Here is a 20,045-nt window from a genome sequence, read left to right as displayed (position 1 = left end):
CATCCATGAGTTCTGATTCGGACCCGTCCGAGGATCCCCGGCTCGCCGAGATCATCGACTTCCTGGGTGGTTCGGACGAATCCGCCGTCGAGGATCCGCTGTCCCTGGCGGACCAGCTGTGCTTCTCGCTGTCCGTGGCGTCACGCAGGGTCGCGCACAGCTACCGCCCCGTGCTGGAGCCTCTGGGACTGACGCTGCCCCAGTACCTCGTGATGCTCGCGCTGTGGGATGCCAACCCGCGCACGGTGAAGGACCTGGGCGAGCAGCTCATGCAAGATTCGGCAACGCTCTCGCCCCTGCTCAAACGCTTGGAGGCCCGCGGTTACCTCACGCGGGAACGCGATCCGCACAACGAGCGGGCCCTTGCCGTGACTCTCACGGAGGAGGGCGCGCGTCTGCAGGACGGGGCGCAGGCCGTGCAACCGGAGATGATGCGCCGGTTGCGGTTGTCCCCTCAACAGGTCCGGTTGCTGAACCGCGGGATGCAGCGGTTGATCGACAACACCCAGGACGCCGAGAGTGCATGAGGCGCTGACCCGGGAGGAGTGGTCACGCCGGGCGCACGCGCACGCGGAGCGGGTGGCGCCCCACACCCGGCCGTTCCTGGACCGGCGGTCCCGCGGGGAAACGCATCCCGTGGAGGACTTCCTGTTCACGTACTACACGCTGTCCCCGGCCCAGTTCACGCGGTGGCACCCTGGGCCCGGCGTCATCCTCTTGGATGCCTCGGAGCGCGAGGGCTGGAAGCACTACCGTCCCGCGACGACCGCGGAGCTCGAGGCGGCGGGCGCGGGGGAGGGCGTGAGCGGCGTCGTCGTCGCGGTGGAGGAATTCGTGGCCGAGCGGGGCACCGCGGTGCGGTTCACGCGCGAGATCCTCGCGAACACCCTGGCCAGGAGCGGGACGTTCGACTGCTTCGGGCTGCATGAGTGGGCCATGGCCTACCGCGCGCAGAGCAACGGTGTGCGCCACGAGGACGCGCCGTTGCGCTTGGGGGCGTCCGGGACAGACGACGTGGTGGAGGCCCACCGGATCCGCTGCTCGCACTTCGACGCGTTCCGTTTCTTCCAGCCCCAGGCCGTGGAACGCAACGAGCTGCAGCCCACGCGCGAGTCACAGCGCCGCATGGAACAGCCGGGGTGCCTGCACGCGAGCATGGACCTGTACAAGTGGGCCTACAAGTTGTTGCCCGCGGTGGATTCGGACCTGCTCGCGGACTGCTTCGACCTCGCGTGGGACGTGCGCGTGACCGACATGGAGGCCTCCCCCTACGACCTCACGGAATGGGGGTACGAGCCCGTGCGGATCGAGACGCCCGAGGGCAAGGCCGAGTACGTCCGGCGCCAGCGCGCCTTCGCGCAGCGGGGTAATCGGTTGCGAGAGCGCTTGGCGGCGGCCGTCGAGCGGCTCCTGGACGGGGTCGACGACGCCGCGTCCGCGCCGCTCGATTCCGCCGGCTCCGCGCCCCGGTCACGCCGTTCGGACGACGCCGCGGTGTCCGTCCGCGCGGCCGGGCATGATGGCGCGACGAGGCAGTCCGGAGCGGGCGGGCACATCGGCGCTATGACGCAGACCGGAGCAGTCGGACGGAACGGCGCGAGCGGCGTCGTCATGCAGGGCCGAACCGCTCGGACTCGCGGAGACCGTTCATGAGGCCCGGGGAAACCGCCCACGGATGGGAACGGATCACGGCGGTCTCCGCGGTGGCAGAACCCCTCGACTTCGTGACCGCCCGCTCGAGCGCGGGCCCGGTGCTCGTGACCCGGGATGTTGACGGGGCGCTGCACGTGCTGTCCAACACGTGCCCACACCAGCAGGCCACGGTGTGCCGGGAGGCCGCAGGGCGCGCCGAGAGCTTCGAGTGTCCCAACCACTACTGGGTGTTCGGCCCGGACGGCCGGTTCCTGGGCTCGCGACTGGCCATGGCCGCCGGTCGGCAGCTGCCGCACGACCCGGCCAAGGACCTCCCCGCGGCCGCCGTGGATGTGGTGGACGGCTGGGTGGTGGCGCGCTTCGACTGAGCGGACCTCGGCGTTCGTCGTCCCCTGCTGCAGCGCGTCCTACTCGAGCGTCGCCTGCTCGAGTGCCACGGCGGCGTTGAGCAGGGCCAGGTGGCTGAGGGCCTGCGGAAAGTTGCCCAGAAACGAGTTGTCCTCGGGGTCGATCATCTCGGTGAACAACCCCACGTCATTGGCGAGAGGGAGCATCTCGTCCATGAGGTCCACGGCCTCCTCACGACGGCCCACCGTGGCCAGCGCCGCCACGGTCCAGAACGAGCACGCCACGAACGCTCCCTCCTCCTTCTCCATGCCGCTGTAGCGGTACATGAGCGGACCGCGGCCCAGCTCCTCCCGAACGGCGTCGATGGTCGAGGACATGCGGGGACCACGATCGAACCCGGTCATCGCGTGCAGCAACACGGACACGTCCAGCTCGTCGGTTCCCGGGTACCAGACGTACGCGCCCCGTTCCTCGCTCCAGCCCTCGGTCTCGATCCACTCCCGGATCCGTTCCCGTTCCGAGCGCCACCGATCCACGCACCCGGGGATGTGACCGGCCTCCGCCAGTTTCACGGCCCGGTCCAGGCCGTGCCAGCACCCCAGCTTGGAGCTCGTGTAGTGCCGGTGCTCAGGCAGTTCCCACATCCCGGAGTCGGGGCGGCGCCACAGGTCGCACACCGCGTCCGCGAGGTCGGCGAACATCCGGGCGGTGGCGGTGTCCAACACGTTGCCGCCGCCCACGTAGAGGTGCGCGATGTCGAAGACGTCCCCGTACACGCCCAACTGCAACTGGTCCGCGGCGTCGTTGCCCGAGACCACGGGGCCGATCCCCCGCCACCCGGGGGCGTCGTACTCGGTCATCTCGGAGGCGGGGACCTCGCCGTCGAAGCGGTTAAGGACGTGCAGGTCGGGGGTCTGTGCCCGGGCCCGGCGCAGGATCGTGGACACCTGCGCGTGCACGTCCTCCTGCTCCCCCAGTCGCAACAGCGAGTGCAGGGTGTAGGTGGCGTCACGGATCCACGCGAAGCGATAATCGAAGTTCTTGGTGCCCTCCCTGTTCTCGGGAAGGGACGTGGTCGCCGCGGCCGCCACGGACCCCGACGGGCTGTGGCTGAGCAGTTTGAGCGCGAGGGCGCTGCGTTCGACCTCCGCGCGGTAGGGACCGTCATAGTCGAGCAGATCACGCCATCGGCGCCACGTGTCCCGGGTCATGGCCACGTTCTTGCGGATCTCACGGGGCGAGGGCAGGCGCAAGGGCTCATCGTGCGTGGCGACCACCGCGAGCAGGTGCTCGGAATCGGGGCGCGTGGTGAACCGCCCGGAGATCTGCTGGGTCCCCACCTGCGGTTCCCCCGCATCGTCGGTGCGGACCCCCATGCCCACCCGGTTCGTGCGCAGCACGGGCTCCCCCGCGATCATCTCGACCCACGGGGAGACGGTGTTGAACATGGTGCCCGGGGCCACCCGCCACACCATGGCCACGTTCCCGGTCACACCGTCCACCGAGCGGGCCAGTTCGTTCCACGGCAATTGCCCCGTGGACCCCATGTTGAGGGAATCGGTGACCCGCACGGTCCCCGAGGCCGTGGAGAACGTGGTGGTCAGGATGTTGGTCCCGGGGACGTACTCCCGGGTGACCTCGAACTCCTCCTCCGGGCGCAGCTCGATACACCCGCCGTGCTCGGCGTCGAGCAGCTTGGCGAACGGCGGCGCGGAGTCCAGGTCCGGGACGGGGTACCAGTCCACGGATCCGTCCTGGGCCACCAGCGCCACGGTGCGCCCGTTACCCAGGGCTGCGTAGGAACGCAGGTCCACGTAGCCGTCCCGGCGCCGGGACACCTTGTTCAGGAGCTCGGCGCGGTCGGGGGTTGCGTTCACGGGGCTCGTTTCTCTCGTGAGGCGGGACGGGAGGACGGCGGATCGCGCCGCAGGAACGGCACGACCCGCCCTCCGGAGGACTCGGTGACGTCAGCGCGGCCGGGTCACAGGATCGGGCTGCCGCCGGTGACGGCGATCCTCGCCCCGGAGACGTAACTGCCGTCGTCGGACGCGAGCAACACGTACACCGGGGCCAGTTCTGCGGGCTGGCCGGCGCGCCCGAGGGGCTCCGCGTCCCCGAAACTCTCGAGCTGCTCCGCGGGGATGGTCGAAGGGATCAACGGTGTCCAGACGGGCCCGGGGGCCACGCTATTGACGCGGATCCCGCGCTCCCCGAGCAACTGCGCGAGACTCGCCGAGAAGTTGGCGATCGCCGCCTTGGTCGCCGCGTACGGCGCCAGGGTGGGGACCGGCATGTCCGAATTGACCGACGAACTGCCGATGATCGCCGATCCCGGCGCCATGTGCGGCACGGCCGCCTTGGCCAGGTAGAAGTACGCCCCCACGTTGAGCTTGAAGGTGTGCTCCCACTCCTCGTCGGGGATCTCCTCGAGGCTCTCGCGCGTCATCTGGTAGGCGGCGTTGCTCACGAGCACGTCCACCTTGCCGAACTCCTCCACGGCCTTCGCGATCACGGCACGGCAGTGCGCCGCTTCGGACAGGTCCCCGGGGACCAGGACGGCCTTGCGTCCCGCCTCCTCGATGTAGCGGGCGACGTCGCGGGCGTCCCGTTCCTCCTCGGGCAGGTAGGTGATCAGCACGTCCGCGCCCTCGCGGGCGTAGGCGATAGCCACCGCTCGGCCGATCCCGGAGTCACCACCGGTGACAACCGCGGCCTTGCCCTCGAGCTTGCCCGATCCGCGGTAGCTGTCCTCACCGCAATCGGGGACAGGGTTCATCTCGGCCTGCAGTCCGGGGGCCTCTTGCTGTTGTTCAGGGAATCCCATGACAGTGTCCTCTCTGGTGGAGCGGGTCCGGGCGAACTCTCGCGCTTCGCCGACCCGGTGACCGGGAGGACTCCCGGGCGGGCCGACGCTCAGCACACTTTCCATCGTAGGGGACGCCCGTGTCCGGAAACATCCCCTGCGGGCCGCGCACGGCAGCTCTGCCGTCTGCCCGCGGCCCACCCGCGGGCCGATAGGATGGGCGAGGATTGGCCCGTAAGCGCAGGAGTAGTGGAAATGGCCCGTATCGTCGTTGACGTCATGCCCAAACCGGAAATCCTTGACCCGCAGGGCAAGGCGATCGCGAATGAGTTGCCCCGGATCGGGCTCAGCGGTTTCACGGAGGTGCGCCAGGGCCGCCGGTTCGAACTCACGGTCGAGGGCGAAGCGGACGAGCAGGTGCTCGCCCAGGCCCGCGAAGCCGCGGAGAAGCTACTGTCCAACCCGGTGATCGAGGACGTCGTGAACGTCTCCGTGGCCCCCGAGGAGGACTGAGCGTGGCCCAGAACCTCACGGCCGAGCAGACGCCCCTCGTGGCGGACCTCTCCGAACCCGCCACCGATTCTCGACTCGCGGACGTGCGGGTGGGTGTCGTGACCTTCCCGGGCACGCTCGACGACCGCGACGCCGCTCGCGCCGTCGAGATCGCCGGCGGCACCGCGGTGCCGCTGTGGTACGCAGACAAGGACCTCAACGGTGTGGACGCCGTGATCCTGCCCGGTGGCTTCTCCTACGGGGACTACCTGCGCGCCGGTGCGATCGCCCGCTTCGCCCCCCTCATGGACAGGATCGTGGACGCTGCCAATGCCCGGGAGGGCATGCCGGTGCTGGGGATCTGCAACGGTTTTCAGGTACTCACCGAGGCCCACCTGCTGCCGGGGTCCATGATCAAGAACGAACAGCTCAAGTTCATCTGTCGGGACCAGGCGCTGCGCGTGGAGAACACGGACACTGCGTGGACCGGGCGATTCGAGCAGGGCCAGACCATCGTGGTGCCGCTGAAGAACCAGGACGGGCAGTACGTCGCGGATCAGCGCACCCTGGACGAGTTAGAGGCCGAGCACCGGGTGGTCTTCCGCTACGCGGGCGGCAACCCCAACGGTTCCCGCAACGACATCGCCGGGATCACCAACGCGCGGGGCAACGTGGTGGGACTCATGCCCCACCCCGAGCACGCCGTGGAACCGGGCTTCGGCGCCGATCTTTCCGGCTCCGGTCCGGTCCAGATGCGCCAGGGAACAGACGGGCTGGACGTCTTCGTCTCCGCCCTGGAACACCTATTGCGCTGACCCGTCCACGCCGCGCTCGCCCGCAGCGAGGACCGCGGCGTCCCATCCGTTCGTCATCGGGCCAGTTCGGGGAACCGCACCCGGCCCACACCATGCCTCCGCGTGAGCGCCCGCCCGGCACCGCACGCCCCATCGTTCGCAAAGGGATCTAGTAGTCGTCATGAGCGAAACCCACTTCAACCTGGACACCGTGGAGCACGCCGCCTCCACCCCGGACACCGAGCTGCCCTGGGCGGAACTGGGGCTGAACGAGACCGAGTTCGAGCGCATCAAGGAGATCCTGGGCCGCCGCCCCACCGCGGCGGAACTGGCCATGTACTCCGTGATGTGGTCTGAGCACTGCTCGTACAAGTCCTCCAAGGTGCACCTGCGCCAGTTCGGGGACAAGGTCACGGACGAGATGCGCAAGAACCTCATGGTGGGCATCGGTGAGAACGCCGGCGTCACGGACATCGGGGACGGTTGGGCCGTGACCTTCAAGATCGAGTCCCATAATCACCCGTCCTACGTGGAGCCCTATCAGGGTGCGGCCACGGGCGTGGGCGGGATCGTGCGGGACATCATCTCCATGGGTGCCCGCCCGGTGGCCGTGATGGACCCGTTGCGTTTCGGCGCGATCGACCACCCGGACACCCAGCGTGTGGTGCACGGGATCGTGGCCGGCGTGGGCGGCTACGGCAATTCGCTGGGGTTGCCGAACATCGGCGGAGAGGTGGAGTTCGACCCGTGCTACCAGGGCAACCCCCTGGTCAACGCGCTCGCCGTGGGCGTGATGCGCCACGAGGACATCCGCTTGGCGAACGCGTCCGGGACGGGCAACAAGGTGGTGCTCTTCGGCGCGCGCACCGGCGGGGACGGGATCGGCGGCGCCTCGGTGCTCGCGTCCGAGTCCTTCGACGACTCCAAGCCCTCCAAACGCCCCGCGGTGCAGGTGGGTGACCCCTTCGCGGAGAAGGTGCTCATCGAGTGCTGCCTGGAACTGTTCAAGGGCTCGCTCGTGGAGGGCATCCAGGACCTCGGTGCGGCGGGCATCTCGTGTGCCACGTCCGAGCTCGCGTCCAACGGTGACGGCGGCATGCGCGTGGACCTCACCGAGGTCCTGCTGCGCGATCCGTCCCTGACCCCGGGCGAGATCCTGATGTCCGAGTCGCAGGAACGCATGATGGCCGTGGTCACCCCCGAGAAGGTCGCGGGCTTCGAGGCCGTGATGGCCAAGTGGGACGTGGAGTACTCGTGGATCGGCGAGGTCACGGACACCGGCCGCCTGGTCATCGACTACCAGGGTGAGGTCATCGTGGACGTGGATCCCCGCACCGTGGCCCACGACGGTCCCGTGTACGAACGCCCCTACGCGCGCCCCGAATCCCAGGACGCCCTGCAGGCAGCCCACTTCACGGGCTCCCCGGAGGACGCCGCCCGCCCGTCCGGCGCGGAGCTCGGCCCTGCGCTCGTGGAACTGATGGCCTCCCCGAACCTGTGCTCCAAGGACTGGGTCACCGACCAATACGACCGCTACGTTCAGGGCAACACCGCCATGGCCATGCCGGATGACGCCGGCGTGATCCGCGTGGACGAGCGCACCAACCTGGGCGTGGCCCTTTCCACGGACTCGAACGGCCGCTACACCCGCCTGGACCCGTACCAGGGCGCCCAGTTGGCGCTCGCCCAGGCGTACCGCAACGTGGCCACCGCGGGCGCGCGCCCCGTGGCCGTGTCCGACTGCCTGAACTTCGGTTCCCCCGAGGACCCGGACATCATGTGGCAGTTCGCGGAGGCCGTGCGCGGCCTCTCGGACGGGTGCCAGACCGTGGGTGTGCCCGTGACCGGCGGTAACGTCTCCCTCTACAACCAGACCGGCGGCGTGGCCATCAACCCCACCCCGGTGATTGCCATGATGGGCGTGTTCGACGACGTCACGCGCCGCACGCCCTCGGGCTGGAGTGAGGATGGCCAGGCGATCTACCTGCTCGGCGAGACCGCGGACGAGCTGGACGGCTCCGAGTGGGCGCGCGTGCGCGGCCACCTGGGTGGGTTGCCCCCGCGCGTGGACCTGGCCCGCGAGCGCGTCCTGGGTGACATGCTCATCAACATGTCCCGGGACGGGATGATCGACGCCGCGCACGACGTCGCGGAGGGCGGCCTCGGGGCCACGCTCGCCGAGATGGCGTTGCGCTTCGGCGTGGGCGCCCGGATCGGCCTCGGTGAGGTCGCCGAGCGGGACGGCGTGGACCTGTTCACGCTGTTGTTCTCCGAGACGCAGGGCCGCGCCGTCGTGGCCGTGCCGCGCTCGGAGGAGGTGCGCTTCCAGGACATGTGCACCGTGCGCCGCTACCCGTTCGCGCGGATCGGCGTGGTGGACACCGAGGCCGGGGCCCTGGACTTCCAGGGCGAGTTCACGGTGGCGCTGGACGAGCTGAAGACCGCCCACGCATCAACCCTGCCCCGTCACTTCGGCTGACGGGCCGGGGCCAGAGCACGAGAACCCTCGGAGGGAGCCATGTTGGACGATATGCCGCGGCCGGTTCCGCCGCAGCCGTTGCGCACGCAGCGGTTGGAGCTGCGCGCGTTCACACCGGACGAACTCGAGGCCGTGGCCGGGGGCTCACGACTGCCCGAGTTCGCGCCGGGTTTCCCCACCCCCGAGAACGAGGACTGGGCCCGGGAGGCGATCGAGGCCGGTGAGCACTTCTTCACGGAGAGCGACTGCGCCCTGCTCGTCGTGATCCGGCTCAGCTCGGGGCAGGTCATTGGCGCCGCGGGGTTCGCGGGACCCGCCATGGACCACGAACTGGAGGTCAAGGGGTCCATCGTCCCGGAGCACCAGAACCAGGGGCTGGCCACCGAGGCCTTGCGTGCGCTCGTGGACCGCGCATTCGAGGACCCCGGGATCCGTGCGGTGCACGGCTCCGTCCCGGCCGACCACGAACCGGCACGCCGGGTGCTCGTGCGCTGCGGGTTCGTGAAACGACCCTCCGAGGGCTCGGAGGACACCTACTACCTGCGACGCCCCTGACGAACGGTCACGGATGTACCCCTGGATACCCTTCGACCTGCTCCCCGCGGACACCCTGCCGGAGTGGATCCTCATCATCCTGGCGGTCCTGGACCTGCTCCTGAAGATCCTGGCCCTGGGCTGGATCCCCCATCAGCGCCGTCCGTCCGTGGCGCTCGCGTGGTTGCTCGCCATCTTCCTGATGCCGTACGCGGGGCTCCTGTTGTTCGTGGTGATCGGTTCCACCCGGTTACCGCGTAAACGCATGACCAAGCAGGCCCGGATGAACCACGTGATCCAGGAGAACACCCCCGAGCGCCTCCCGCTGGGGCCCGAGCTCGCCGAGCACCCGGAATGGGTGCGCACCACCGCGGAGCTGAACCAGAACCTGGGTGCCCTGCCCATGGTGGGCGGTAACGACTTCGAGATCCTCACCGACAATCACGATTCCATGGCCCGGATGGCCCGGGACGTGGACCGCGCCACGGACTACGTGCACTTCGAGTTCTACATCGTGGCCGTGGACCAGGTCTCCCGAGAGCTGCTCGATGCCCTGATCCGCGCCCACGAACGAGGTGTGCGCGTGCGGATCCTGATCGACCACGTGGGGTCCCTGGGTTACCCGGGGTACGCGGAACTGGTCCGCCAGTTCAACCGTTCCGGGGTGCCGTGGCGGCGCATGCTTCCCATCCGCCCGTGGCGTGGTGAGTGGCAGCGCCCGGACCTGCGCAACCACCGCAAGATCCTGGTGGTGGACGGCCAGGTGGCCTACACGGGCTCACAGAACATCATCCACCGCTCCTACAACAAGAAGAAGAACCTGCGGAAGGGCCTCGAGTGGAAGGACCTCATGGTCCGGGGCACGGGATCCGTAGTCACCGAGTTGAACGCGGTGTTCGTCTCGGACTGGTACTCGGAAACCGACGACCTCTTGCTGGACGAGACCCCTGCCGCACTCGAGCACACGGCCGGGCCCATGTACGCCCAGGTGGTGCCGTCCGGGCCCGGGTTCGAGACCGAGAACAACCTGCGCCTGTTCAACCACTTGATCTACAACGCCAATCACCGCGTGGTGATCTCCAGCCCGTACTTCGTCCCGGACGAGTCCCTGCTCCACGCCATCACCACGGAGGCCCAGGCGGGCGTGCGGGTGCAGTTGTTCGTGGGTGAGACCTCGGACCAGTTCCTCGCCCAGCACGCTCAGAACTCGTACTACTCCGAACTCGCGCGCGCCGGGGTGGAGATCTACCGGTACAGCTCCCCCACCGTGCTGCACGCCAAGTTCGTGCTCGTGGACGACATCGTCTCCGTGATCGGCTCGTCCAACATGGACGAGCGTTCCTTCGCGCTGGACCTGGAGGTCTCCGTGTTGATCGTGGACGAGCCGTTCCGCACCCGGATGGAGGACGTGGTGGAGCAGTTCCGCGCCAACTCCACCCTGTTGGACCTCGAGGCCTGGGAGAAGCGCTCGCTGGGGCGCAAGTTCGTGGAGAACGTCTGCCGCCTTACTTCCGGCCTGCTCTGACGCGCCCCGGACGACGACGCCGCGGGGCCGGGTGCGGCGTCGTCCGTCCCCTCGGTGCCGCCCACCCGGGGCGGGCGCGAGTGTCCGTTCCTCGCCCGGGTGCGCGAACGCCGTCGCCGCCCGCAGAGATCGGGGTGGCGACGGCGTCGTCGTGCACGGTGGGCACGGGGCCCGGTGCGGATCAGCCCGCTACGAGCACCGCGCGGCCGTTGAACGTGCGGTTGCGCAGGCCGTCCAGCGCGGAGTTGACCTCCTGTGCGGTGAGCGGGAGCTCCGTGATGGGCGGCTTGGGCAGATCCGTGTCCTGGGCGAGCTTCACGAGCTCCTTGAGCTCGGGCAGGCTGCCCACGAAGTTGCCGCGAATGTTCAGCAGGTTGAACGCCACGAGCGCGGTGGGGAACGTGAACTGGCCGCCGAACAGCCCCACGCTCACCAGGGTGCCGCCATTGGCCATGGCGAACAGGGCGGCGCTGGAGGTGTCCCCGTTGTTGACCAGGTCGATGGCCGCGGCGATCTTCTCCCCGCCGGCCGCCACGATGTCCTGGTGGGGGGCCTCACCACCCGCTACCACGGTGGCCGTGGCACCCATTGCGGTGGCGTTCTCCAGTGCCTTCTCGCTCATGTCCACCGCCACGATGTTCTCGTGACCCAGGGCCTTCAGCAGCGCAATGGTCATGAGCCCCACGCCACCGGCGCCGATGACCGCAACCGGCTTGTCCGCGGGGACCGGCATGATCTTCTGGATGGCCGAGTAGGACGTCAGCCCGGAGCAGGCCAGCGTGGCACCGAAGGAAGGGTCGATGTCGCCCAGCGGCACCAGGTAGCGGTCCCCTGGAACCAGGACCTCCTCCGCGTAGCCGCCGTTGAGCGCCACCGAGAGGTTGCGCTTGGCGCCGCTGCAGTAGTTCTCGCGGTCCTCCTGGCAGGCCTGGCACTCACCGCACCCGACCCAGGGGTAGACGATGTACTTGGTGTCCCCCGGCTGCACCGTGGCCTGCGGGCCCACCTCCACCACCTCTCCCACGATCTCGTGGCCCAGCACCACCGGGTACTGCGCGCCCGAGGCGGTCAGCTCGCGACGCCCCGCGCTGCCCAGGTCGAAGTACCCGTCCTGACAGTGGACGTCCGAGTGGCACACCCCCGAGTTCGTGACGCGGACCAGCACCTCGGAACCCGTGAGCTGGGGCTTCTCCAGCTCGATCTCCTCCGCCGGGGCACCGGGTTCTGTGTGACCGAAAACCTTCATGGCTGACTCCTTCGTGGCGCATTCGCATGTGCGCTTCTCATGTGGGCTACGCCATCACTGTAGGCCGCATCACAGCGATATGCACCGGCTCATTGGGGCAGATGGACTCGGGAGTAATGTCTACGCACGCCCACCGGGGCCCGCGACAGCGCACGACGACACTACGGGGCCGGCGCATCCGACGGAACGGTCTGGACCGCGGGGCCAGGCATCCTCGTCCGCCGGTGCGGCACACGACGGTGAGGTCCCGCGAACCGCGCCACCCTGCTGGACACTTCCTCGCTCAACCGTCCCGCCCCAGCAGAGCGGCGTACCGCTCAGTGGCGAGCTTCGAGAAGAGCAGCACCACCAGAGCGGACACCACGCTCGTCAGCACGAGCCCCAGGGACCAGGACACCCACACGGAGAACAGTGCCGCGACCACCGCGACGAACACGGCCGCCGAGCAGATCTGGGTGGCCACCCGGCTCCGGGTCAGGGCGAAGAACAGGGCGTCCAGCAGCGTGTCCACCAGCATGAGCCCCACGACGACCATGCAGACCCCGAGGAACTGCGCGAGGAGCCTGACCGCCCCCACGGCCTGGTGCTCCCCGAACACCTGTCACAGCACCTGGGGAGCCAGCACCGACAGCGGGAAGCCCACCACGACCAGGCCCAGCTCCATCAGCACCCCCCATTCCTTGGCCTTGCCACTCCCCGCCGCCTCTTCCACCGATCGTCCGTCTTGTCGTGCGGTGCCCCGCACGTTCCGCCCGGCACCCCGCGGCTTTCGCACGGCCTCCCGCCCGGCCGCCGGGTCGGCTCAGCAGCTGCCCGCCGAGCAGCCCCGGTCCACCGGGACCGACGGTACCTCGGCCGTCTCCTTGACCGTCAGCAGGTGACACTCTGGGAAACGGTGCTCGGCATCCGGGCGGTTCACTGCGCGCCACCGCTCCGTGAACCCAGCGCGGTAGAGGCGGCCCGCCATCACGTCCGGGTGCCAGCGCCAGTCGGGCGCCACCGCATGGTCGAAGAAGACCACCGGCCGGCCGCCGTCCACGGCCTGGAACGCCACCAGCACCACAGCGCCCGCCGGCAGCAGCTGCGGGTGCGCGCTCCGCGGTCGCGTGTCCCGTGCCGCACCCCCCGTCCACCACGGGGCAGGACAGTCCGGGCTCCCGCACGTGCTCGGCGAACGCCGCCGCGGCGTGTCGCGCGTGCCCTCGGGAAGGTGCGGCGCTGCGTCGTCCCCTGGCTCGGGGCGGCTCAGCGTGAGCTGGCCGTGGCCACGGAGCTCGCGCCCGCGAAGGCGCCCCGGTAGGCCGCGGCGGGGTGGGTGTCCTTGACCCGCGGCTGGCCCTCGCCGTAGAGGGACTCGCGCAGGGTGGTGCCCTCGTACTCGGTGCGGTAGCGCCCGCGCTTCTGCAACTCGGGGACCACGTACTCGACGAAGTCCTCGAAGGAACCGGGGCTCACGTGGTAGGCCAGGTTGATGCCGTCCAGGCCGCCCTCGTCCACCCAGGTCTCGAGCTGATCCGCGACGGTCTGTGCGGAGCCCACGAGCACGGCACCCATCCCGCCCAGGGCGCAGTGCTTGGCGATCTCCTCGCGCGTCCACTGCTTGTCCTTGGACTGCAGCGTGAACGGGGTCAGGAAGGACTGGATGGAGTCGGTCTTGATGTAGTTCAGGGCCTCGTCCTCGTCGAACTGGGACAGGTCCACGCCGGACCACCCACCGATGATCGCCTGGGAGGCCTCCAGGTCCACGTATTGCAGGTAATCGCGGTACTTCTCCTGGGCCTGCTCGTCCGTGTCCGCGACGACCACGGAGAGCATCGCGTAGATCTTGACGTCGTCACGGCTGCGGCCCTCGGCCTGAGCCCGGTCGCGGATCTTGTCAGTCACGAAACGTGTGAGGTCCGGGCGCAACCCGCCGATGAACACGGCTTCCGCGTGCTTACCCGCGAACGCCTGCCCGCGCGAGGACGCGCCGGCCTGGAAGATCAGCGGTGTGCGCTGCGGGGACGGTGCCGTGAGCCCCGCTCCGGGAACCGTGAAGTGCTCCCCGCTGTGCCGGATGGGATGGACCTTGGTGGGATCCGCGTAGACACCCGTCTCACGGTTCTGAACCACGGCGTCCTCCTCCCACGAGCCCTCCCAGAGCTTGTAGCACACGTCCAGGAACTCCTCCGCGATCTCGTAACGCGTATCGTGCTCGATCTGGCGCGGCAGGCCCTGGTTCTCCGCAGCGGACGGAAGGTAGGAGGTCACCACGTTGAATCCCACGCGGCCCTTGGTGAGGTGATCCAGTGTGGCGTACTTGCGGGCCAGGGTGTAGGGCTGCTCGTAGGTCACCGCGCTCGTCACGCCGAAGCCCAGGTGCTCGGTCACGGCGGCCATGGCCGAGACCTGCATGAACGGGTCGTTGACCGGGACCTGGGCCCCGTCACGCACGGCCGGAGCCGCGGAGTTCTTGTAGATGTCGTAGATGCCCACCACGTCCGCAAGGAACAGTGCGTCGAACTTGCCCCGCTCCAGCAGCTTGGCCAGCTCCGTCCAGTACTCGATGGTGTTGTACTCGGTGGCCCGGGACCGCGGGTGGCGCCACAACCCGAAGCTCTGGTGATCCACGCAGGTCATGTCGAACGCGTTGACGGAAATCCGTTTGCTCATCTCGGTCAGCCCCTCAGCAGGAACACGACCCGCGCCCCGTGCACCACCTACGGCGGCCTACCTTGCGGGTCCAGCGCGCTTGTGTGGCGCCGTACTTGCCGCATGCGGTGTGTCATGCGGCCCGATCCTCACCTGGGGCACCCCGCTACGGGAGAGGGTTGCCGTCCGACAAGCCAGGGCTAAACGTCGGAACTCGTGATCGTTGTGGCATTGATCCTAACGGGGATCCCCGGTCCTCGGAAACACCTCGGGTTACGGCACGTCACGACGGCGCCCCGGCGCGTCACACGATTTGCACCCGCGGGCTCCCGGCCCGTTCAATGGTGGGGTTCCCATCCGGAGCGGCTGAGAGACCTGGCTCGTTGACGTCGCAGCAACCAGCCCCACGCGGGCAAGGTGCTAATGCCAGGAACGATGGAGTTGATGAATTGAGCCATATCCTCACGCGCCCGGAATCTGCCGTCGACGCCGCGGCGGTCATCTTCGACCGGGTCGGCAAGTCCTTCCCCGCGCACCAGGGACCCGGAACGCACCGGGTGTTGCAGGATGTGACGTTCACGGTGCGCCCGGGCGAGATCGTCTCGGTCCTGGGCCCCTCGGGCTGCGGCAAGTCCACCCTGTTACGCGCCGTGGCCGGGCTCGGCACGGCGAGCGAGGGCGAAGTCCGGATCGACGACTCGGTGGTGCGCGAGATCGACCCGCGCTGCGCCGTCGGCTTCCAGGAACCGCGGTTGCTGCCGTGGCGCAGCGTGGCCCGCAACGTGGCGCTGGGTCTGCCCGACGGGACTCCCGCCCGGGAGGGGAAGCAGCGGGTGGCGCAGCTGTTGGAGCTCGTGGGCCTGTCCCACCACGCGAATCACCGTCCCGCGGAGATCTCCGGGGGCATGGCACAGCGCGCATCCCTGGCCAGGGCCCTGGCACGGAACCCTCGGGTCCTGTTGTTGGACGAGCCCTTCGGGGCCCTGGACGCCCTGACCCGGATCAGGATGCAGGACCTGTTGCTGGACGTGCACCGCGCCGATCCCACGACCGTGCTCATGGTCACCCACGACGTCGAGGAAGCCCTGGTGCTCTCCGATCACGTGGTGGTGCTCGCGCGGGAAACGGCCACGGGCCCCGCGACCATCGCCGAGATCATCTCCCCCGAGCTGGCCCGCCCGCGCTCCCGCGAGGACAGTGAGATCACCGCGCTGCGCGCCCACCTGTTGGCCCTGCTCGGCGTGGAGCGCTGAGCGCATGGCGCAGTTGTCCCGACGCCGCGCACTGCAGGCACTCGGCCTGTCCGCGCTGGCGCTGCCCCTGAGCGGATGCGTCATGGAGGGCGAAGGTCCGGGCCGCGGTGTGGCCGGCGGTTCCGCGCACGAGATCTACCTGGACTACGCGACCTACAACCCGCTGTCCCTGATCATCAAGGCCAAGGGCTGGCTCGAGAAGGTCGCCGAGGCCCACGGCCAGACCGTAACGTGGGTGTACTCGGCCGGTTCCAACAAGGCCAACGAGTCGCTACGCGCTGGGGTCGTGGACGTGGGCTCCACGGCAGGTTCCGCCGCACTGCTCGCGCGTGCCAACCGCTCGCCGATCAGGACGATCGACCTGTTCTCACAGCCCGAGTGGTCCGCGCTCGTGCGCACCCCGGACTCCCCCGTGCGCACCGTGGCGGATCTCGCGGGCACGTCCGTGGCCGCGACGAAGGGCACGGATCCGTACTTCTTCCTCCTGCAGTCCCTCGGCGCGGCGGGCATGAGCGCACAGGACGTCACCGTGGTGAACCTGCAGCACGCGGACGGGCGCACCGCGCTGGACACCGGTCAGGTGGCCGCATGGTCCGGACTGGACCCCGTGATGGCCGCCGCGGAGAAGGCCGGGGACGTGCTGTTCCACCGGCAGTTGGAGTTCAACACGTACGGGTTCCTCAACGCGCGGGAGGTGTTCCTGCAGCTGAACCCCACGGGTGCGCAGGACGTGGTGAACACGTACGCCTACGCGCGGCAGTGGGCGCTGCAGCACCCGGAGGAGGGGATCGCGATCCTCGCGGAAGGCGCGAGCATCGATCGCGACACCGCCCGGCGGGTCTGGCAGCGCACCCACCTGGACATCGACCCCGTTCCGGGCCCCGAACAGCTCGCGGTGCTCGAGCGGGTCGGGCCCATCCTGGTGGAATCCGGGGACGTCTCCTCGCAGCAGGACGTGGACGAGGCGCTCGCGAACATCGTGGAGCAGCACTACGCACAACACGCCGATGCGGCCGCCGTGGCCCAGGTGATCGAAGGGAAGCAGTCCTCATGAGCACTCACGACACCTCCTCCGCCGCACCGCGGTCCTCGGACGGCGCGTCCCGCGAAGCACCGGGCGGCACGTCCTCCGAAGCAGCTGGCGTCACTGCGGTGGCCATACTGTCCGACGACAACGGACGCCACGAGGCGGGCGCGGTGGCACCCGGCGACGTCGCACCCCCATCAGACACCCCTGCCGCGGCGGATTCCCGCACGCGTCCCAGCGCGCTGCGCAATCCTTGGGCCCTGGGGCTGATCGGGATCGTCCTGCCCGTGCTGCTGGTGCTCGCGTGGCACACCCTCTCCACGAACGGGACCTTCTCCCCCGTGCAGTTGCCGCGCCCGTCCGCGGTGCTCGCCGCGGGATGGGAGCTGCTGCGCAGCGGTGACCTGTGGTTGCACGTGGGGATCTCCACGCAGCGCGTGATCGTGGGCTTCCTGATCGGCAGTGGGCTCGGGCTGTTGCTCGGCGCGTTGCTGGGGCTCTCCCCGTGGGCGCGGGCCATCGGCTCGCCCACGATCGGCGCGCTGCGCGCCGTGCCGTCCCTCGCGTGGGTACCGCTGCTGTTGCTGTGGATCGGGATCGGGGAGAACTCCAAGGTGACCCTGGTGGCGATCGGCGCCTTCTTCCCGGTGTACACCACGGTGTCCGCCGCGCTGCGCCACGTGGACCGGCACCTGATCGAAGCCGCACGGTCCTTCGGGCTGCGCGGGGTCAAACTCTTCACCACCGTGCAGTTGCCCGCGGTGCTGCCCTCCGTGATCTCCGGGCTGCGCCTGGCCCTGGCCCAGGCGTGGTTGTTCCTGGTGGCCGCGGAACTGCTGGGTTCCTCCATGGGCCTGGGGTTCCTGCTCACCGATTCGCAGAACAACGGCCGCACGGACCGGTTGCTGCTCGCGATCGTGTTGCTGGCCGTGCTGGGCAAGCTCACGGACGCCCTGCTCGGCATCTTCGAGCGGTGGACGCAGCGGCGCTGGAGCGTGGCCGGAACCAGGTGACAACCCGCCCGGTTCCCGCCGGCGCCCGCCGTTCCACCGCGGCCCGGTCGTTCGACCGGGGGCCCGGCCGTTGCAGACACCAACCGTTCGGATCGACATCACAGGAGGACTCGTGACCGGTACGCACTCGTACTCAGACCCCGCTCACCCCACACCGAACCCGGCGTTGATCTCCGACGACGCCCGGGTGCAGTTCTGGGTCGAGCAGGCCGGGCGGCTGGACTGGGCGCAGCCGTGGCACACGGCTCACCGGTTCGAGAAGCCGCAGCGCACGGGTGAGGACCACGACGGCAACCCCACTTACACCGTGCCCGAGATCGCGTGGTTCGAAGGCGGGAAACTCAACGTCTCGTACAACTGCGTGGACCGCCATGTGGCAGCCGGGCGTGGTCAGCACGTGGCCCTGTACTTCGAGGGTGAACCCGGGGACCGCCTGGTCTATACCTACGCGGACCTGCAGCGTGAGGTATCCAGGGCCGCCAACGCCCTGCTCCAACTGGGCGTGGAGAAGGGCGACCGCGTGGTCATCTACCTCCCGGTCATCCCGGAGACCGTGATCATCACGCTCGCGTGCGCGCGCATCGGGGCGATCCACTCGCTCGTGTTCGGCGGGTTCTCCGCAGAAGCCCTCAAGTTCCGGGTCGAAGACACCGGAGCCAAGGTCCTGGTGACCACGGACGGGCAGAACCGGCGCGGCGCCGTCGTTCCCGTGAAGACCAATGCGGACGAGGCCTGCAGCGGTGAGAACAGCATCGAGCACGTGATCGTGGTGCGCCGCACGTCCCGGCCCGGGCGCACCGATCTGCCGCGCGGCACCCGGGGCCTGCATTCCAAGGACGAGGAACTCGTGCCGTGGACCCCCGGGCGTGACGTGTGGTGGCACGAGCTCACCGCGGGCGTCTCGGACGTCCACGAGCCCGAGGCGTTCGACGCGGAGACGCCCCTGTTCATCATCTACACGTCCGGCACCACGGGGAGGCCCAAAGGCCTGGTCCACACGATGGGCGGATACATGGTGCAGACGGCATACACCCACGCCCTGCTGTTCGACCTGCTCCCGGACGTGCCCGACGCGTCCGGGGTGCTGCGCCCGGAGGAGCTGTCCGCCGTGAACGACCCCGCCAAGGTGGACTCCACCGTGCACTGGTGCACCGCGGACCTCGCGTGGGTCACCGCGCACACCTACGAGATCTACGGCCCGCTGGTCAACGGCGTATCCCAGGTGATCTACGAGGGCACGCCCAACACCCCGGATTACGGTCGCCACTTTGAGATCATCGAGCGCTACGGCGTGACCAACTACTACACGGCACCCACCCTGATCCGCTCGCTCATGGGCGCGTTCCCCAAGGGGCTGCCCCCGGTCTACAACCTCTCCTCGATCCGGTTGCTCGGCTCCGTGGGCGAGTCCATCAACCCGGAGGCGTGGCGCTGGTTGCGCGCCCAGGTCGGCCGCGACGAGGTGCCCTTCGTGGACACGTGGTGGCAGTCCGAGACGGGCTCGTGCGTCGCGTCCCCGCGCCCGCACGATCCGCAGTTCGCCCCTCCCGGCACGTTCGACGAGGCCGCAGCGCACACCTCCCCCAAGCCCGGTTGCGCTACGCGTGCGGTCCCCGGCGTATCTGTGCGGGTACTGGACGAGGCCGGTGAGGAAGTGGGCCCCAACCTGCAGGGCTATGCCGTGATCGACAAGATCGGCCCGTCCATGGCCCGCACGGTATGGGGCGATCCGCAGCGCTACCTGTCCTCCTACTGGGCGGCCTACGGCGAGCGCGGTTGGTTCCTGGCCGGGGACGGCGCACGCACCGATGACGAGGGCGACCTCTACATCCTGGGGCGGGTGGACGACGTGATCAACGTGAGCGGGCACCGGTTGTCGACGATCGAGATCGAATCCGCCCTGGTGACCCACCCCCACGTAGTGGAGGCCGGGGCCACCCCGATCCGCGACGCGGTAACGGGCCACGCCATTTTGGCGTGCGTGGTGCTCACGGCGGATGCGCAATCGCTGTCCACGGAAGAGGTCCGCGAGGAGCTGCGCGCGCACGTGGCCCGGGAGATCGGCCCGATCGCCAAACCGCGCGAGGTCATCGTGGTTCCGGATCTGCCCAAGACCCGTTCGGGGAAGATCACGCGCCGCCTGCTGACCCAGCTCTACGAGGGCGAGCAGCTGGGCGACCGTTCCTCGCTGCAGAACGAGGAAGCGCTAAACGCGATCGCGGAGGTCTTGGCAGGGCGTGCTTAGCT

18 protein-coding genes, 1 pseudogene and 2 riboswitches are annotated in these 20,045 nt (G+C 69.2%); of the genes and pseudogenes, 12 read left to right on the top strand and 7 right to left on the bottom strand.

Features of this window, described 5'->3' with window-relative positions; translation table 11 throughout:
- Positions 1-5: 5 nt before the first annotated feature.
- The 3 genes and pseudogenes from A5728_RS08075 to A5728_RS08065 all read left to right on the top strand — a co-directional run bounded on the left by A5728_RS08075 (position 6) and on the right by A5728_RS08065 (position 2,021).
- Complete coding sequence (locus tag A5728_RS08075) at positions 6-527, top strand: MarR family winged helix-turn-helix transcriptional regulator (protein WP_082943329.1); 522 nt, start codon at positions 6-8, stop codon at positions 525-527.
- A pseudogene (locus tag A5728_RS08070) lies at positions 520-1,416 on the top strand (3-methyladenine DNA glycosylase); the annotation flags it as partial. The gene A5728_RS08075 and the pseudogene A5728_RS08070, both read left to right, overlap by 8 nt.
- A gap of 233 nt (positions 1,417-1,649) precedes the next feature.
- Complete coding sequence (locus A5728_RS08065; RefSeq protein WP_064846536.1) at positions 1,650-2,021, top strand: Rieske 2Fe-2S domain-containing protein; 372 nt, start codon at positions 1,650-1,652, stop codon at positions 2,019-2,021.
- 39 nt (positions 2,022-2,060) lie between these two features.
- Here A5728_RS08065 and A5728_RS08060 read toward each other — a convergent pair whose 3' ends face one another.
- Positions 2,061-3,878: a glycoside hydrolase family 15 protein gene (locus A5728_RS08060; RefSeq protein WP_231885570.1), complete on the bottom strand. Its 1,818-nt coding sequence runs from the start codon at positions 3,876-3,878 to the stop codon at positions 2,061-2,063.
- A 104-nt stretch (positions 3,879-3,982) separates the two neighbouring features.
- The gene (locus A5728_RS08055) at positions 3,983-4,825 is read right to left on the bottom strand and encodes an SDR family oxidoreductase (protein ID WP_064846535.1); all 843 of its coding nucleotides are present in this window, start codon (positions 4,823-4,825) and stop codon (positions 3,983-3,985) included.
- Positions 4,826-5,059: 234 nt separating this feature from the next.
- On the opposite strand from A5728_RS08055, the gene purS reads away from it, so the two are divergent.
- The 5 genes from purS (at position 5,060) to cls (ending at position 10,628) form a co-directional block, all read left to right on the top strand.
- Complete coding sequence (purS, locus tag A5728_RS08050; protein ID WP_035960791.1) at positions 5,060-5,317, top strand: phosphoribosylformylglycinamidine synthase subunit PurS; 258 nt, start codon at positions 5,060-5,062, stop codon at positions 5,315-5,317.
- Between the two features lie 2 nt (positions 5,318-5,319).
- The gene (gene purQ / locus A5728_RS08045) at positions 5,320-6,111 is read left to right on the top strand and encodes a phosphoribosylformylglycinamidine synthase subunit PurQ (protein WP_064846534.1); all 792 of its coding nucleotides are present in this window, start codon (positions 5,320-5,322) and stop codon (positions 6,109-6,111) included.
- Positions 6,112-6,271: 160 nt separating this feature from the next.
- Positions 6,272-8,569: a phosphoribosylformylglycinamidine synthase subunit PurL gene (gene purL, locus A5728_RS08040; protein ID WP_064846533.1), complete on the top strand. Its 2,298-nt coding sequence runs from the start codon at positions 6,272-6,274 to the stop codon at positions 8,567-8,569.
- A gap of 39 nt (positions 8,570-8,608) precedes the next feature.
- Positions 8,609-9,124 (top strand): GNAT family N-acetyltransferase, encoded by a 516-nt coding sequence (locus A5728_RS08035; RefSeq protein WP_035960795.1) that lies wholly within the window; start codon positions 8,609-8,611, stop codon positions 9,122-9,124.
- Positions 9,125-9,137: 13 nt separating this feature from the next.
- Positions 9,138-10,628: a cardiolipin synthase gene (gene cls, locus A5728_RS08030; RefSeq protein WP_064846532.1), complete on the top strand. Its 1,491-nt coding sequence runs from the start codon at positions 9,138-9,140 to the stop codon at positions 10,626-10,628.
- Positions 10,629-10,809: 181 nt separating this feature from the next.
- On the opposite strand, the gene A5728_RS08025 is transcribed toward cls, so the two are convergent.
- The 5 genes from A5728_RS08025 to A5728_RS08010 form a co-directional block, all read right to left on the bottom strand.
- On the bottom strand, positions 10,810-11,874 hold the full coding sequence (locus A5728_RS08025; RefSeq protein ID WP_064846531.1) for an alcohol dehydrogenase: 1,065 nt from the start codon (positions 11,872-11,874) through the stop codon (positions 10,810-10,812).
- A 283-nt stretch (positions 11,875-12,157) separates the two neighbouring features.
- Positions 12,158-12,472 carry a hypothetical protein gene (locus A5728_RS08020; protein WP_231885569.1) on the bottom strand — a complete coding sequence of 105 codons (315 nt, stop codon included), beginning with the start codon at positions 12,470-12,472 and terminating at the stop codon, positions 12,158-12,160.
- Positions 12,473-12,475: 3 nt separating this feature from the next.
- Complete coding sequence (locus tag A5728_RS14790) at positions 12,476-12,649, bottom strand: hypothetical protein (RefSeq protein ID WP_231885568.1); 174 nt, start codon at positions 12,647-12,649, stop codon at positions 12,476-12,478.
- A gap of 27 nt (positions 12,650-12,676) precedes the next feature.
- Complete coding sequence (locus A5728_RS08015) at positions 12,677-12,928, bottom strand: hypothetical protein (RefSeq protein WP_156523412.1); 252 nt, start codon at positions 12,926-12,928, stop codon at positions 12,677-12,679.
- Between the two features lie 191 nt (positions 12,929-13,119).
- The gene (locus A5728_RS08010; protein WP_064846529.1) at positions 13,120-14,535 is read right to left on the bottom strand and encodes an LLM class flavin-dependent oxidoreductase; all 1,416 of its coding nucleotides are present in this window, start codon (positions 14,533-14,535) and stop codon (positions 13,120-13,122) included.
- Between the two features lie 77 nt (positions 14,536-14,612).
- Positions 14,613-14,727: riboswitch (SAM riboswitch) on the bottom strand.
- A gap of 128 nt (positions 14,728-14,855) precedes the next feature.
- A riboswitch (SAM riboswitch) is annotated at positions 14,856-14,947 on the top strand.
- Positions 14,948-14,954: 7 nt separating this feature from the next.
- Here A5728_RS08010 and A5728_RS08005 point away from each other — a divergent pair.
- From A5728_RS08005 to A5728_RS07990, 4 genes are all read left to right on the top strand, one after another.
- Complete coding sequence (locus A5728_RS08005) at positions 14,955-15,758, top strand: ABC transporter ATP-binding protein (protein ID WP_064846528.1); 804 nt, start codon at positions 14,955-14,957, stop codon at positions 15,756-15,758.
- 4 nt (positions 15,759-15,762) lie between these two features.
- Positions 15,763-16,812, top strand: a complete 1,050-nt coding sequence (locus A5728_RS08000; RefSeq protein WP_064846527.1) for an aliphatic sulfonate ABC transporter substrate-binding protein — start codon at positions 15,763-15,765, stop codon at positions 16,810-16,812.
- Positions 16,809-17,798 carry an ABC transporter permease gene (locus A5728_RS07995; protein ID WP_231885567.1) on the top strand — a complete coding sequence of 330 codons (990 nt, stop codon included), beginning with the start codon at positions 16,809-16,811 and terminating at the stop codon, positions 17,796-17,798. Before A5728_RS08000 ends, A5728_RS07995 begins: the two co-directional genes overlap by 4 nt.
- 112 nt (positions 17,799-17,910) lie before the next feature.
- Positions 17,911-20,043 carry an AMP-binding protein gene (locus tag A5728_RS07990; RefSeq protein WP_197493127.1) on the top strand — a complete coding sequence of 711 codons (2,133 nt, stop codon included), beginning with the start codon at positions 17,911-17,913 and terminating at the stop codon, positions 20,041-20,043.
- Positions 20,044-20,045: the final 2 nt, after the last annotated feature.

Origin of the sequence: Kocuria sp. ICS0012 (genome assembly GCF_001665945.1) — a bacterium.
Lineage (GTDB): Bacteria > Actinomycetota > Actinomycetes > Actinomycetales > Micrococcaceae > Kocuria > Kocuria marina.
The sequence above is the reverse complement of the archived record's forward strand: the minus strand, read 5'-3'. Positions and strand labels throughout refer to the sequence as shown.